The sequence below is a fragment of the Paenibacillus provencensis genome (assembly GCF_042678545.1).
Taxonomy (GTDB): Bacteria; Bacillota; Bacilli; order Paenibacillales; family Paenibacillaceae; genus Paenibacillus; species Paenibacillus provencensis.
The window spans coordinates 2,746,239-2,760,507 of sequence record NZ_JBHTKX010000001.1 but is presented as its reverse complement, the minus strand read 5'-3'; the positions used below and the strand labels follow the sequence as shown (position 1 = coordinate 2,760,507).

10 protein-coding genes are annotated in these 14,269 nt (G+C 45.3%); 8 read left to right on the top strand and 2 right to left on the bottom strand.

Translation table 11 applies throughout. The features are described 5' to 3' along the window. The first annotated feature begins 3 nt into the window (after positions 1-3). The 4 genes from ACFQ3J_RS13345 (at position 4) to ACFQ3J_RS13330 (ending at position 5,975) form a co-directional block, all read left to right on the top strand. Entirely contained in the window at positions 4-2,217 is a 2,214-nt protein-coding gene (locus tag ACFQ3J_RS13345; protein ID WP_251582089.1) for a TadE/TadG family type IV pilus assembly protein, read from the top strand. A 42-nt stretch (positions 2,218-2,259) separates the two neighbouring features. Next, positions 2,260-3,267 (top strand): TadE/TadG family type IV pilus assembly protein, encoded by a 1,008-nt coding sequence (locus tag ACFQ3J_RS13340; RefSeq protein ID WP_251582088.1) that lies wholly within the window; start codon positions 2,260-2,262, stop codon positions 3,265-3,267. A gap of 16 nt (positions 3,268-3,283) precedes the next feature. After that, a complete protein-coding gene (locus ACFQ3J_RS13335; protein WP_251582087.1) occupies positions 3,284-3,838 on the top strand; it encodes an A24 family peptidase in 555 nt (184 codons plus the stop codon). Between the two features lie 181 nt (positions 3,839-4,019). Next, positions 4,020-5,975 carry a DUF6382 domain-containing protein gene (locus ACFQ3J_RS13330; protein WP_251582086.1) on the top strand — a complete coding sequence of 652 codons (1,956 nt, stop codon included), beginning with the start codon at positions 4,020-4,022 and terminating at the stop codon, positions 5,973-5,975. A 10-nt stretch (positions 5,976-5,985) separates the two neighbouring features. Here the strand turns inward: ACFQ3J_RS13330 and ACFQ3J_RS13325 are convergent, their stop codons facing one another. Then, a complete protein-coding gene (locus tag ACFQ3J_RS13325) occupies positions 5,986-6,888 on the bottom strand; it encodes a TIGR01777 family oxidoreductase (protein WP_251582085.1) in 903 nt (300 codons plus the stop codon). Between the two features lie 194 nt (positions 6,889-7,082). Beyond that, on the bottom strand, positions 7,083-7,559 hold the full coding sequence (locus tag ACFQ3J_RS13320) for a DUF2621 domain-containing protein (protein WP_091153912.1): 477 nt from the start codon (positions 7,557-7,559) through the stop codon (positions 7,083-7,085). A 400-nt stretch (positions 7,560-7,959) separates the two neighbouring features. On the opposite strand from ACFQ3J_RS13320, the gene ACFQ3J_RS13315 reads away from it, so the two are divergent. The 4 genes from ACFQ3J_RS13315 to ACFQ3J_RS13300 all read left to right on the top strand — a co-directional run bounded on the left by ACFQ3J_RS13315 (position 7,960) and on the right by ACFQ3J_RS13300 (position 14,256). Further along, the gene (locus ACFQ3J_RS13315) at positions 7,960-9,087 is read left to right on the top strand and encodes a deoxyribonuclease IV (RefSeq protein WP_091153915.1); all 1,128 of its coding nucleotides are present in this window, start codon (positions 7,960-7,962) and stop codon (positions 9,085-9,087) included. Between the two features lie 31 nt (positions 9,088-9,118). Next, entirely contained in the window at positions 9,119-10,015 is an 897-nt protein-coding gene (gene purU / locus ACFQ3J_RS13310) for a formyltetrahydrofolate deformylase (RefSeq protein ID WP_091153917.1), read from the top strand. Positions 10,016-10,588: 573 nt separating this feature from the next. Continuing rightward, positions 10,589-12,640 (top strand): transketolase, encoded by a 2,052-nt coding sequence (gene tkt / locus ACFQ3J_RS13305; protein WP_091153920.1) that lies wholly within the window; start codon positions 10,589-10,591, stop codon positions 12,638-12,640. Between the two features lie 260 nt (positions 12,641-12,900). Then, positions 12,901-14,256, top strand: coding sequence for a glucose-6-phosphate isomerase (locus ACFQ3J_RS13300; protein WP_091153923.1), 1,356 nt, complete (start codon positions 12,901-12,903; stop codon positions 14,254-14,256). Positions 14,257-14,269 lie beyond the last annotated feature (13 nt).

Sequence of the window (14,269 nt, the reverse complement as noted above, 5' to 3'; positions counted from 1 at the left end):
AGCTTGTTTAGACGAGGTGACTCCGAGTCCGGAGCGGTGACTATATTTTTGGCGATGGTGCTTGCCGTCGTGTTCTTGTTTGTCGCTGTATTTATCGACTATGCCCGAATTGCTGCTATGAAAGTACAGGCTGAGAGACTGGTCCATGCTGCGGCTCGGTCCGTGATGTCCTCTTATATCCCTGAGCTTCAGGAAAGGTATGGGCTGTTCGCCCATGAAGGCGATCAAGGAGACTATGTTCTTGCCAAAGTGCTAAATGACAGTACTAAGCCCACGCCGCATGAGGATGGATTTCCTTTAATCGGTATGGAGGTTGTTCAGTCTGGACTTGCTCTTGAGCGGGAGCTTGGACAATTCGAGAACTTCAATCAGCAGATACAAGAGGAGATGAAATATAAGGCTCCAGTTGATTTTATGGTAGAGGCTGTGTCGAGGTTCAAACCGTTATCAGCGGAAATGAAGCAGGCTGCACATTCGGTAGATGTCCTGCGGAAGCTCCAGAAGCTGTATGACCAGCGTGAACGTCTGCTTGAAGAGGCAATTCAAAGAAGACGAGAAGCTGCCAAAACGGCCGCGCCATTGGCCAAATTGGTGATGAACCCGCCAAGTACATACTTCAGTGACAGCCCGCTTGGTGGGGCAATTAACAGCGCAGCAGATGCCTCTGCGAAGTATCGCGATTATTATTCGAAGTATACGGAAGATGAGGCCAGGGAACCGCTTGATCGAATATATATGTTTGAGCTGAGCGAATATCGGTCAGATGTGAATCGGATCGTGGCAAGCATTAATCGTGAGAATCAAGAGGCTCTCATGATACATCAGCAGGCATTAAGCCAAGCGAATGATCGAGTTGAGGAAGCCAAGAGTATAAATGAACAGATGAAGCAGGTCATTAAGGAAGGCGAGATGAGAGCGGCTAATGCCGCATACGATAACGTCGGTAAGGCCAAGACACCAGGTACAGGCGCTTCATCATCCGGTGTTGGCAGCTTCGGAGATGAACTTCGCAAGCAGACAGATCAGTTAGTCCGGAAGGACTCGGAGTTTGCTGAGTTTACAAATGGTCATGACGAGCAGCTAGGAGATTTTAAGGCGGCTCATCAATCGATTACTGTCTCTTCCAGCTCGATTAGTCAATTAAGTGATGGTGATTCTCATCGTAAAAGACAGCATGTTCTGACTGCGAACCGTGAAATACAACAATATATCGCCAGATATGCTGCAGCCGGCAGCGGAAATGTGATCGATCAGGCAGCCAATCAGATTGATGATTACCATTCTGCAGACAAAGAAAGAGCCAAGGTGGACAAGCAGTCAGAGCAAAAGCTGAAGGAAGCGCAGAACAGAATCAAGCTGCTGGTTGCTACTGCCGGGATTGAGAAGGCAACAGAGCAATTCAAGCAGCTGGAAGGATATTATAACGAAAATATTAGCTTCAATCAGAATCAGGCAAGCGGTGCAGCTCCTTCGGAAAAACAGATTTCACAGGATCCCTATGATGCCGGAGGTGAGGCGATGGCAGATATGGATCAATTATTTGGTGGAATGTCGAATCTCCTTGATGTAGTAAGTGATGAGCTTTATCAGAATGAGTACGCTCTGCACTACTTCAAATCGGTTAACTTATCGATGATTGCTGGCAGCGATATGAATAATAGCACGATGAGTCCAGAAACGTTCTTTCTTCCGGAAAGTCAGGAGCTGGAATACATCATTTATGGATTCCACAATCCATACGGCAATATCGTTGCTGCTTATACAGAGGTGTTTACGATTCGGCTTGCGATAAGAACAATGGAAGGCCTTGTTGAGAACAGCAAGCTTGGAAATCCGCTGCTCGTATTATCAAAAGCAATTCTCCATGGTCTTACAGAGGCTCTCGCTGATATGCAGAAGCTGGCGGATGAAGGTCAGGTAGAGCTGTCCAAGTATGCGAAGCAGATTTCGATTACATATAGAGATCATCTTCGATTGTTTTTACTGGCGCACAGCAATAATGACAGGAAGATGTCTCGTATGAGTGCCATTATTCGCCTGAACACGAAGATCGACCTTAACAAGACGTACACGTATGCAGCTAGCCAGGCCGAAATGAGAATGAGGCTGTGGTTTCTACCTGGCATAATGAGAGCAATAGGGACTATGAGTGGTAGCGCCGACCGAATAGAGGATGGACACATTTATATTTCACTCCAATCAGACTATGCATATTAACTGAATTGCTTCATAACCAGAGGAATTAGGGGTTTGACTATTATGGCATATACATGGAAAAGTCGAGAATCTTCTCAGAGATCCAAGGATAATATAGTCAATCGTGATGGGAAGGATCAAGGCAGCATTGTTGTTGAAGCGTCTCTGGTTCTACCTGTCTTTATATTCTTTATTGTGTTCTTGATCTACTTCGTTCAGATGACATTGTTCTCAACCGCATTGCAGACAGCAGCTTCCGAGACAGTCAAAAAAATATCGTCACATATCTATCCTGTAGCTATCGCCATAGAATCTGCGGGTTCGATAGAGTCAGGTTTAGGAGAGGTGCTGCCCGGAGACTCACCTGCGGATGTACTCATGCCCAAGCTGTCGTTAACGGATTGGGTGACTGAATATGCATCCACTCTGCCTGACCCGATCGGATCATGGGCTTCCATGGCTGCTTCAAGCGGACAAGAGCCGCTGGATCATCTTCAGGCCTCGGTATCGGAGGCGGTTCTAGATCCGGTTATTAAACCGTTAATTCAACCGGTGATTGAGGATACGATACTTGAGTACGATTCTCTACACGTCAATGGAGTAGACATTCCTAATCTTCAGGACAAGTCCAATCCTTATTTTGGTATAGAACTCACCTACGAATTACCAATCAAAGTTCCGTTTCTGAATAAGAGCCTGCGGGTTCAGGCCGGTGCAACAGAAAGGATCTGGATTGGTGCTACAGACGAAGATGATCAAGGCACAAATGGGGATAGCGGCACTAAAGGCAGCGTAGAGATTATTGCCAAGCCCAATCCCGCTTATGTAGCCGGGCATGCGACGATACGTGCCAAAATAACACCTGGCGCGTCAGCCAACTTATCTGTCTTCTATAAGACAGGAGAGAGTTCAGCACAGCATGTGGGCTGGGCAACTGCGGACGAGAACGGATTCGTGGAATGGACATGGTTTGTGGGGACGAGAACGACGCCTGGGACTTGGCCATTTGTGATCGAGACTAGCGACGGTTCCAGAATTGAGGTAAGGTTTGACGTTGTCAAAAGATCATGACGAGAGAGGATAAGTAATGGAGATAGCTTATATAGCTTGTGGAGGTTTTGTCATAGCAGCGTTTATAACGGATATTCGGTCCATGCGGATACCTAATATCTTGACAATGTCTTCGATACTGAGCGGCTTGATTGTACATTTAATCTTGGGAGGAATTGCAGGCTTTAGTACAGCGGCTATTGGTCTTGGAGTGGGCTTTGGACTGATGATGATACTATACCTTTTAGGTGCGGTAGGTGCGGGAGATGTTAAGATTTTTGGCGGTATTGGAGCTTGGACAGGGGCCTTGTTCACAATGCAAGTCATGTTGTATTCCATTCTCATATCCGGTGCAATTGGTCTTCTTATCTTGATATATAGAAGAAGAGCGGCCGTATTCAGAATGAGAATGAGAAGAAGCCACAGCGTTTTGATGTTTGTCCAGAGACTGACAAGGGCGGTTAGTGTCGGCAAGACGGGAAATGAAGGGGTTATAAGCGTTAACAGTACGGAGGCATCGGTTCGATTTCCCTTTATGCTTGCCGTACTTCCCGGGGTAATCATTGCTTATGTACAAAATTTTCATTACTAGAATCAATTTCATAATGCCTTTGGCTGCTTAAATCAAGGGTATTTATAGATCAAAATGATTTAATTTGTCTATATTTAGTCTCGAAATCACCTTTTTAATGAGTTATGAAATTGATTCACTATAAATAGGTTCGACAGAGCTATGGTCTGAAGGTATTTAGCAGATATGAAGGAGAGGTACCATGAAGGGGCTATCCAGAGATTTTATACATAACGACAGAGTGTTGATGATTGTGGGGAAGAAGGAAGGCATTGCAAGTAGCGACTTGAGCCAGGTCCAAGTAAACATGATTATGCATAATGATATTCCCGGGCACTTGAGAATGCAGATGAGGGATATCGATGGCACTATAACATTCAGCTATGATATTACGGGACGTAAAATGCTCTCTCACGTTGTGAAAAGTGAAAGGGTAACACTTTCTGCACTTTATAATTTGCTATTGCAGGTGACTCATACTTTGATCGATTGTCGTTTGTACATGCTGGATGAACGTCAATTTCTACTGCATGAGGATTATATGTTTATGGAAGGTGAGATGGAAGAGGGGAAGATCAAAATTTGTTATGTGCCCTTTCAAGCACAGCCTGATCAGGAGAAGGTCTCCGAGCAGCTGTACCAGTTGATCGTAAGATTAATGCCTTATGTTACAGAGTTAAAGGGGAACGGGCTGCAGAGTGTGCTGCAATTATGCGCCGGAGATCATTTTCACCTGTCTGCATTAAACGAGTTGTTGCTTGAATTGTTGACGGAGCATACATTAGGTGGCGCACTCCCTCAGATGCACGACATGCGTAAATTACAGATGCTTCAAGCAGGTGAGACTCATATAACGCAAGCAAGCAATTCATCAGCACAACAATCACACGGTTCTAAATCACAAGGTTCTCAAGCACACGGCCCAAAAGCACGCAGCCCACAGGCACACAGTCCTATAGCATATAACCCACAGCCGCATCACGGAAATCCTCAGACAGAACAGCGTAGTTCTCAATTTCAAAGAACTGGTGATGCATATGCGCCGCCGTTGCAGTCACGCTATCCGCAGGACGATGCGTTTCAGCACCAGAAGAAGATGCAGGCAAATAAGGCCGATGGTTCAAACGAGCATGAAATGAGGCTGCACATGGATATGCCGCTTGCTGCAGAAGGTTCTATTTTTACAGCGTTTGATACACCAAGCTTTGAAAAATCAAATAGTGTTGCGTTGTCTTTAACAGAAGGGGATACGGTTAAGAAGCCTGTTAATCCAATGTATTACTGGCTTGCTTGTTTGCTGGCCTCATCTGTCGTTTGGAGATTTATATACATGGATAGGCCCACTTCTACACGTCTTATCGTATGTATGGTGATTACCATCGTATTCGTGATTCTTGCCTATGTGTCTGCTCGGGGGATTCGTCTGCCTTCTTTTACAGTAAAAGACAAGTCTTCAGAGACCGACACGGGAGAGCATTCATCCACTCTAACAGCAGCAAGGGACTGGCTTGCCGTCAGGAAGAAGGGGGAGTCTCGCGAGTGGTGGCGATGGAATAAGGGAAATATGGCTGCGGAAGCTGGCCTTGGGACTATGAATGCTTCAGCGAATGAGTCAGCTATATATGAGAGCTCGAATGACGTGACTCACAGCCGCTATGATATGCACAAGACAGCCATGGATCATTCAAATGATGTCATACAAGAAGATAGTGAAGGCTCTGATACCAGCTACTATGATTCGCTGAAGCATACCACCCAGATCCTATCTGCCGCAAAAGTACAGGCTACGGTGCTTCTATCTAAGATGGGACAGGAGACGACAAGCTCAAGTATGGCGAACGAGAGTATAGCTTATCTGGAACGCTGCTCACCAGAAGGAAGTGTGGATACAATCCCTGTTGGCAAAGGCAGCTTCATCATCGGAAGGTCCAATGACGTCGCCAGTTATGTTGAAGCAGGAGTCGGCACTTCCCGTGCTCATGTAGAGATCAGCAGATCGGATTCAGGGTACGTAGTCAAAGATTTAAATTCAGTGAACGGAACTTTGTTTCAGGATGAAGCGATGGTTCCTTACAAAGAATACATTCTCCAAGATGGAGACAGCTTCGTTATAGCCAAGGCAAAGTATACTTTTCATCTTAATATTTCGCATCATTGAATTAGCTAAGTTAACTTCGTATCTCATGCACAATGGCTTCTGGGAGTTCCGGGTAGTTGAATGTAAAATGGTAATTCTGTGCCTTCTGCGGCAGAACCTTCTGTCCCTTAAGTATAAGGAAGGACATCTCACCAAGGACCGTCTTTAGTACAAAGGAAGGTAGAGGGAACCAATGGGGCCTGTGGAGAACTTGTCCGATGGTTTTACCGAACTCATCATTGCTCACCGGATAAGGGGCTGTCGCATTCAGCGGCCCTGAAATTTTTTCATGCTGAACAGCAAAATCAATCAATCGCACCATATCCGCAATATGAATCCAGGACATGTACTGTCTTCCACTGCCAATCGGTCCGCCGACGCCTAACTTATATGGAAGCTGCATAAGTGGAAAAGCGCCCTTGCTACCCAGTACTAGACCGGTTCTTACAATAACTAATCTGGAATAGTCCAATCTCTGTTTAGCTGCATTTTCCCATTGATGACACACATCAGATAAGAAATCTATAGGCTCAATTGAGGAGGCTTCCGTATATATTTGGGTATCCGAGGTTCCATATATACCGATCGCTGAGGATTGTACAATAACCTTCGGCTTAGACTCCAATCGATCTAACACATCAGCCAGTTGGTGAACAGAATGTAGCCGTGACTGAAGAATTCTCTGCTTTACTTTGTCGGACCAGCGCTGGTTCAAACTTTCTCCGGCTAAATTAACGACTCCGTCCAAGGACTCCAGCGTGCTGGGGTCCTTATTGATCTGTTCCCAGGTGACATAAGAGATTCCCCGGCTCGCAGAATCTCTCGCCTTATCTGCATTCCGGGTAATGATCATAACCTGATGGCCTTGTTCTAGCCATAGATTCGCGAGATGACTTCCGATGAATCCCGTTCCTCCACTGATTGCATAATTCATGGTCTCTAGTCCTCCTGACTTGAAAAAAAGACAAGCCTCCTGCTTCGTGTTCCCTTGGACGGCATGGATTACGCCAATGCTTAGTTAACCCAAGACAACCAAATACAGAGGCTGACTGTTTAAGACACATTACCTTCCAATAAGCATTTGATGAACGAAAATTTCATATGATCTCCATATTAGAGTGCTGCTCGTTATTTATTCATTAAATGTTTGTATGGCTGATAATCAATCTGTTTCTTGTCGAGGAAATGAATCAGAAATTTATTATCTCTGGAGGGTGTCGCCACGATATATCCCTTGATGCAGTGATCTCGGGTAACTTCGGCAGCACCGCACTCCAAAGCGATCTTTCCAATCTCGGCGGCAATAGAGTGCTTCGCGATATCCCGGAAGGGTCCTGGAACAGGCTGTACCAGCTCATCTAAGAATGATTTGGCATCCTCTGTCCATAAGTGCCGGCTTGACTCGACCCAGTGGTTCTGCCAGTCCAGCTTGGATTTGCCGTCAGCCTTTGGAAGCACCTTGAGAAACTTGCGAAACATAAAAAATCCGCCAATGACCATAGAACCTAACAGGATAAAGGTCCAGAATGCAATCGAGTTCATAAACCAGTTATTGATGACTGGAACAGACAGCGTTAACTTATCATTTAACAAGAGAAAGTCCATTTGCTTCACCTCTAAGTTTCAATAGAATAAGAGACAGGCCACAGAAATTAACGAACATAGCTAACGTATTATAAATTTGAGTCATACTATGAAAATAAGGATTTTGCATAAATCCTGAAATAAATCTATCAGGTTTAAAATGGCATAAATATGTAAATGAATTTTTCATGAGACATTAGAGAAGGTTTATTGTAAAAAATGCCCTGTTATAGAAATTATATCGCACACAGGCTTCTTTTTCGATAGCTTCCTTCACGCTTTCATTTCTTGATGATATTGCTTGACCTCCTCAATCAAGTTACAATAAGCAATAAATCTTTGGATACAGTACTTGTGTTCATTCTATTAACTTGGATATTGCACAATCCTAAATCCTAAATTATAGGGGGAGTAAATTAAGATGCTCAAAATAGGTTCCCACGTTTCCTTTTCAGGTAAGGGTCTGCTGACAGCTACGGAAGAAGCGGCAAGCTACGGTTCTTCTTCGTTCATGATATATACAGGAGCTCCGCAAAATACACGCCGTAAACCAATGGAGACGATGTTTATCGAAGAAGGCAAGCAAGCCATGCTTAGCGGAGGCTTCGAGGATATTGTAGTCCATGCACCATACATTATTAATCTGGGTTCATACAAGGACAACACTTATGAGCTTGCGGTCAGCTTCCTGCAGGAAGAAATTCGTCGTACCCACGCGATTGGGGTGAAGAACATCGTTCTTCACCCGGGTGCTTTTACAGATAAGGATGCAGAATATGGCATTCAGCGTATTGCCGAGGGCTTGAATGAGGTGCTGAACGGTGTGCGTGAAACGGATGTCAACATAGCCCTTGAAACGATGGCTGGCAAAGGCACAGAGATGGGCCGCAGCTTCGAAGAGATCGCACAAATTATTGATAAAGTCGAGCATAACGAGCGACTGACCATATGTATGGATACTTGCCATATTCATGATGCCGGCTATGATATCGTCAATGATCTGGATGGTGTGCTTGAGCAGTTTGACCGCACCGTAGGATTAGACCGGATCGCTGTGGTGCATATCAATGACAGCAAGAACCCTACAGGTGCACGGAAGGACAGACATGCTCCGATCGGCTCCGGCTGGATTGGTTTTGATACCATTCATCGAATTGTTCATCATGAACTGCTTGCTGGTCGCCCATTCATTCTTGAAACGCCGTGGATCGGTAAAGATGCGAAGACGCAGCGTCCAATGTATGAAGCGGAAATTGCGCTGCTTCGCGGCAATGTAACGGAACGGTTTGGCAACGCTTTTTGGGGAGATGTAGAGAAGCTGGACCATTTCTTCAACGGACAGGATATTCATTCACGCAGCTTTATTCTAGACACATGGACTGTACTCAAGAATGATGCCAAAGCCAAGAAGGCTGACCCGCGGGAACCACTGGAGCGTTTATATGATCTTGCTGCCGGTGCGGACCTGTTCCCTGAGCTGTCTGAGGAGGCACTGAATCATCGCCTGGTTGCCTGGCTTGCAGGCAAGGAAGCTATGGTCAAAGCATAGGAGTTATATCAAGGGGGAGAGTATTTTCACAATGGATATTCATACTAAAAACGTAACTGCACACCCAGCACACGAACACCCGGATCGTGCTCGAATGCTGATTTCTTGTCCTGATGGTCCGGGAATCGTGGCCACGGTCTCCAAATTTCTATTCGAGCACGGAGCCAATATCGTTCAATCCGATCAATATTCAATGAACCCGGATGGCGGTATGTTCTTTATGCGTGTAGAATTTGATCTGCCTCAGCTAATGGGTCGTCTTCCTCAGCTGGAGGCTGACTTTGGAGCAATTGCTTCCCAGTTCAAAATGGAATGGAAAATCTCCAGCGTAAGCCGCCGGAAAAAGCTGGCGATCTTCGTGTCCAAAGAGGATCATTGTCTGGTAGAGCTTCTCTGGCAATGGCAAGCCGGTGATCTGGATGCAGAAATTGCGCTTGTTGTAAGCAATCATCTAGATATGAAGGCTTATGTAGAGTCCTTCGGTATCCCTTATCATCATATTCCGGTGACACCGGATACAAAAAAAGAAGCAGAGCAGCGTCAGCTTGAAGTGATCGGCGCAGACATTGATGTCATTATCCTTGCCCGCTATATGCAGATCATTTCACCAACATTTATCGAACATTTCCGCAATCGCATCATCAATATCCATCATTCCTTCCTTCCTGCGTTTGTCGGCGGCAAGCCATATGCCCAAGCTTACAAACGGGGAGTTAAACTGATTGGAGCTACAGCCCATTACGTTACAGAAGAGCTGGATGGAGGGCCGATCATTGAACAGGACGTTGAACGTGTAAGCCATCGGGATGATGTACCCGAGCTGAAGCGGATCGGCCGCAATATTGAACGAGTTGTCCTTGCGAGAGCTGTAAAATGGCATGTAGAGGATCGTGTTCTCGTTCATGAGAACAAGACCGTTGTATTTTAATCTATTAAAACCCAATATAGAGTAACAGGAAGAATCGCCCGGTGACGTGAGCCGCGGCGATTTTTTTTGCTATGCGACCCGAAATTGTTGTGTGTTCCAGAGTTTTTGTCATGTTCCAGAAATATTCGTATATGAATCAATTTCATAATACTTTTAGCTGCTTATGTGTTATGAAATTGATTCTTTTACGCGGAGTTTGTTTTGGTTTAATGAAAGTCGGATAATGTAGAAGAGAACTGTCTTATTAGGATTGATGCATAAGTCTTGTTTACAAAAATTTTGCTATTTTTCATTGCCTATTTTTGTATTCCTTCCAATCAGGTATGCTTTTCTCCAAAGAGGAGATACTTTTGTCGATGTGTGGATGAAATTTATTGGATGTGAAGAACGGTATGGAAAAACTGGACGTGAAGTGATACAATAGCAAACGAATAAGTCAAATTGAAACATTCAAGCGGATTAACTTGCTTTAAATCAACTCGTTTGTCATTTTAAGTTAAGTTTTAAGTCGCCTGAGTGTAAGTCCGTTTGCTTATCCTGACATCTTTTTTGAGATTATGAGGAGGACAAAAAATGACTGATCAACAAACGAAAGAACAAAGCATTCACAAGAATGAAAATTCGACAATCGATAACTTGTCTATTACTACAGTACGTACTCTAGCGATTGACGCAATTGAGAAAGCCAAATCCGGTCATCCAGGTATGCCAATGGGTTCTGCGCCAATGGGTTACCAATTGTTTGCAAAAACAATGAACCATAACCCTGCGAATCCAACTTGGATTAACCGTGACCGTTTTGTGCTGTCTGCAGGTCATGGCTCCATGCTGCTGTACAGCCTGCTGCACCTGAGCGGATATGATCTTCCTATGGAAGAAATCAAGCAATTCCGTCAATGGGGAAGTCTGACTCCAGGTCACCCTGAGTTTGGTCATACTGCAGGTGTCGACGCGACTACAGGTCCGCTGGGACAAGGTATTGCAATGGCAGTAGGTATGGCGATGGCTGAAGCTCAGCTGGGTGCGACTTACAACAAAGATAAATTTGATATCGTAAACCACTTTACTTATGCGATCTGCGGCGACGGCGACCTCATGGAAGGGGTTTCCCATGAAGCAGCATCTCTTGCGTCTCACTTGAAGCTTGGCAAACTCGTTGTATTGTACGATTCCAACGATATTTCTCTTGATGGCGAACTGAACCTCTCCTTCTCTGAAAGTGTACAAAAACGCTTTGAAGGTTACGGCTGGCAAGTTCTTCGCGTAGAAGACGGAAACGATCTGCCTGCGGTAGAAAAAGCGATCAAGGAAGCTCAAGCTGATCTCAGCCGTCCTACGTTGATTGAAGTGAAGACTGTAATTGGTTACGGCAGCCCGAACAAACAAGGTAAAGGCGGTCATGGCGGTACACACGGTTCACCACTGGGTGCTGAGGAAGCGAAGCTGACGAAAGACTTCTACAAATGGGTATATGAAGAAGATTTCTTCGTTCCAGACGAAGTTCGTGCTCATTTCGCACAAGTTAAAGAACGCGGAATTGAAACGAACAAAGCATGGGATGCGCAATTTGCTGAGTACAAGAAAGCTTACCCTGAGCTTGCAGCTCAGTTCGAAACCGCAGTAGCTGGCGAGCTTCCAGAAGGATGGGATCGTGACCTTCCTAAGTACAGTGCCGAAGACAAAGCAGTTTCCACTCGCGTTGCTTCCGGTAATGCACTGAACGGACTGGCTCCAAACGTTCTTAACCTGACAGGCGGATCTGCTGACCTTGAGAGCTCTACCATGACACACCTGAACAACATTGCACAGTTCACACCTGCAGACTATTCTGGCCGTAACATCTACTTCGGTGTACGTGAGTTCGGTATGGCAGCAGCAATGAACGGTATGGCGCTGCATGGCGGCGTTAAAGTATTCGGAGGTACGTTCTTCGTATTTACTGACTACCTGCGTCCAGCTGTACGCTTGTCTGCAATTATGAATCTGCCTGTAACTTATGTTCTTACACATGACAGTATCGCTGTTGGTGAAGACGGTCCTACGCATGAGCCGATCGAGCAGCTTGCTTCCCTGCGTATTATCCCTAACCTGACTGTGATCCGTCCTGCTGACGGTAACGAAACTTCTGCAGCATGGGCTTATGCTGTTGAGAACAAAAAGAATCCGGTAGCTCTGGTATTGACTCGTCAAAACCTGCCGATCCTTGCTGGAACAGTAGACGCTGCTCGTGAAGGAATCAAACGCGGAGCATACGTTGTATCCGAAGCAAAAGACGGCAAAGCTGTTGCACAAATCATTGCTACAGGTTCCGAAGTTCAGCTTGCAGTCAAAGCTCAAGAAGCGCTTGCCGAAGAAGGTATTGCGGTACGTGTTATCAGCATGCCGAGCTGGGATCTGTTCGAGAAACAAGACAAAGCTTACAAAGAATCCGTTATTCTTCCTGATGTTAAAGCTCGTCTTGCTATTGAAATGGCTCATCCAATGGGCTGGGAGAAATATGTCGGCGACGCTGGAGATATCCTCGGAATCTCTACATTCGGTGCATCTGCGCCTGGCGATCGCGTAATTAAAGAATATGGCTTCACTGTTGAGAATGTTGTCAGCCGCATCAAAGCATTGCTGTAATTGACAACAAGCTGCACACAACAAGAGCTTAAGTAAATAGGTAAAGCTGCCCATACGGCAGCTTTACCCTTTTTAAATAACGTGACTATTGTCATGTGAGCGCGTAGCACCAGCACTTTATTAGGCTCCCATTCGGTCAGAATGACGGATGCCTGTTAACTTGCCAGCTTATACAATTTACAGTATTCTAAGTCATAAGTTGTTCCTTGGCTTAGTTTTCATTAATGAGGAATCAACTTTATAGGGAGGTATTTATTATCATGGCAAAAAAAGTAACGTTTGATTATAGTAAAGCACTTGAATTTGTTGGACAGCATGAAGTGGACTATTTCGCAGAGCCGATTCGTCTTGCACATGAACAGCTTCATAACGGAACAGGAACAGGTTCCGATTATCTTGGCTGGATCGATCTGCCGACAAATTATGATAAAGAGGAATTCTCTCGTATTCAAAAAGCGGCTGCGAAGATCCAAAGCGACTCTGATGTGCTGATCGTCATCGGTATTGGTGGTTCTTACCTCGGTGCACGCGCAGCGATTGAAATGCTGTCTCATTCCTTCTACAATGAGCTGCCGAAAGAGAAGCGCAAAACACCAGAGATCTATTTCGCAGGTAACAATATAAGCTCTACATATGTCAACCATTTGCTTGAGCTTATCGAAGGTAAAGACTTCTCCGTGAACGTCATTTCCAAATCCGGTACGACAACAGAACCGGCGATTGCTTTCCGTATATTCCGCGCAGCGCTGGAGAAGAAATACGGCAAAGAAGAAGCTCGTAAGCGCATCTATGCAACGACAGACCAAGCAAAAGGCGCACTCAAAAAACTGGCGACTGAGGAAGGCTATGAGTCCTTTATCATTCCAGACGATGTAGGAGGCCGTTATTCGGTACTTACTGCGGTAGGACTTCTTCCGATTGCTACAGCGGGTATCAGCATTGAAGAAATGATGCAAGGTGCTGCTGACGCTTCAAAAGAATACAGCAATCCGAACGTAGCCGAGAACCAAAGCTATCAATATGCGGCTGTTCGTAACGCTCTATACCGTAAAGGCAAGGGTACAGAAATTCTCGTGAACTACGAGCCGTCTCTGCATTTTGTATCCGAGTGGTGGAAGCAGCTGTACGGGGAGAGCGAAGGGAAGGATTTCAAAGGAATCTATCCTGCTTCTGTCGACTTCTCTACAGACCTTCACTCCATGGGTCAATTCATCCAGGAAGGAAGCCGCAATATCTTCGAAACGGTCATTCAAGTCGAAGAGGTTCCAAGCCATATTACGATTGAATCCGATCCGGACGATCTGGATGGACTGAACTTCCTGGAAGGCAAAACGATGGACTTCGTTAACAAAAAAGCGTTCCAAGGAACACTGCTCGCGCATACAGACGGACAAGTACCGAATCTTATCGTAAATATTCCAGATATGACTCCATATTCTTTCGGATATCTGGTATACTTCTTTGAAAAAGCTTGTGGCATCAGCGGTTATCTGCTTGGCGTGAATCCATTTGACCAGCCAGGGGTTGAAGCTTACAAGAAGAACATGTTTGCTCTCCTTGGCAAGCCTGGCTACGAAGAAGAAAAAGCGAAGCTTGAAGCAAGACTATCTGAATAATCAAGGGTATCAG

Bases quoted from the DNA above. Each gene is read 5' to 3' on its own strand.
- tkt (WP_091153920.1), top strand. From the start codon at position 10,589: ATGACTGATCAACAAACGAAAGAACAAAGCATTCACAAGAATGAAAAT.
- ACFQ3J_RS13315 (WP_091153915.1), top strand. From the start codon at position 7,960: ATGCTCAAAATAGGTTCCCACGTTTCCTTTTCAGGTAAGGGTCTGCTG.
- ACFQ3J_RS13320 (WP_091153912.1), bottom strand. From the start codon at position 7,559: ATGGACTTTCTCTTGTTAAATGATAAGTTAACGCTGTCTGTTCCAGTC.
- ACFQ3J_RS13300 (WP_091153923.1), top strand. From the start codon at position 12,901: ATGGCAAAAAAAGTAACGTTTGATTATAGTAAAGCACTTGAATTTGTT.
- ACFQ3J_RS13340 (WP_251582088.1), top strand. From the start codon at position 2,260: ATGGCATATACATGGAAAAGTCGAGAATCTTCTCAGAGATCCAAGGAT.
- ACFQ3J_RS13325 (WP_251582085.1), bottom strand. From the start codon at position 6,888: ATGAATTATGCAATCAGTGGAGGAACGGGATTCATCGGAAGTCATCTC.
- purU (WP_091153917.1), top strand. From the start codon at position 9,119: ATGGATATTCATACTAAAAACGTAACTGCACACCCAGCACACGAACAC.
- ACFQ3J_RS13330 (WP_251582086.1), top strand. From the start codon at position 4,020: ATGAAGGGGCTATCCAGAGATTTTATACATAACGACAGAGTGTTGATG.
- ACFQ3J_RS13335 (WP_251582087.1), top strand. From the start codon at position 3,284: ATGGAGATAGCTTATATAGCTTGTGGAGGTTTTGTCATAGCAGCGTTT.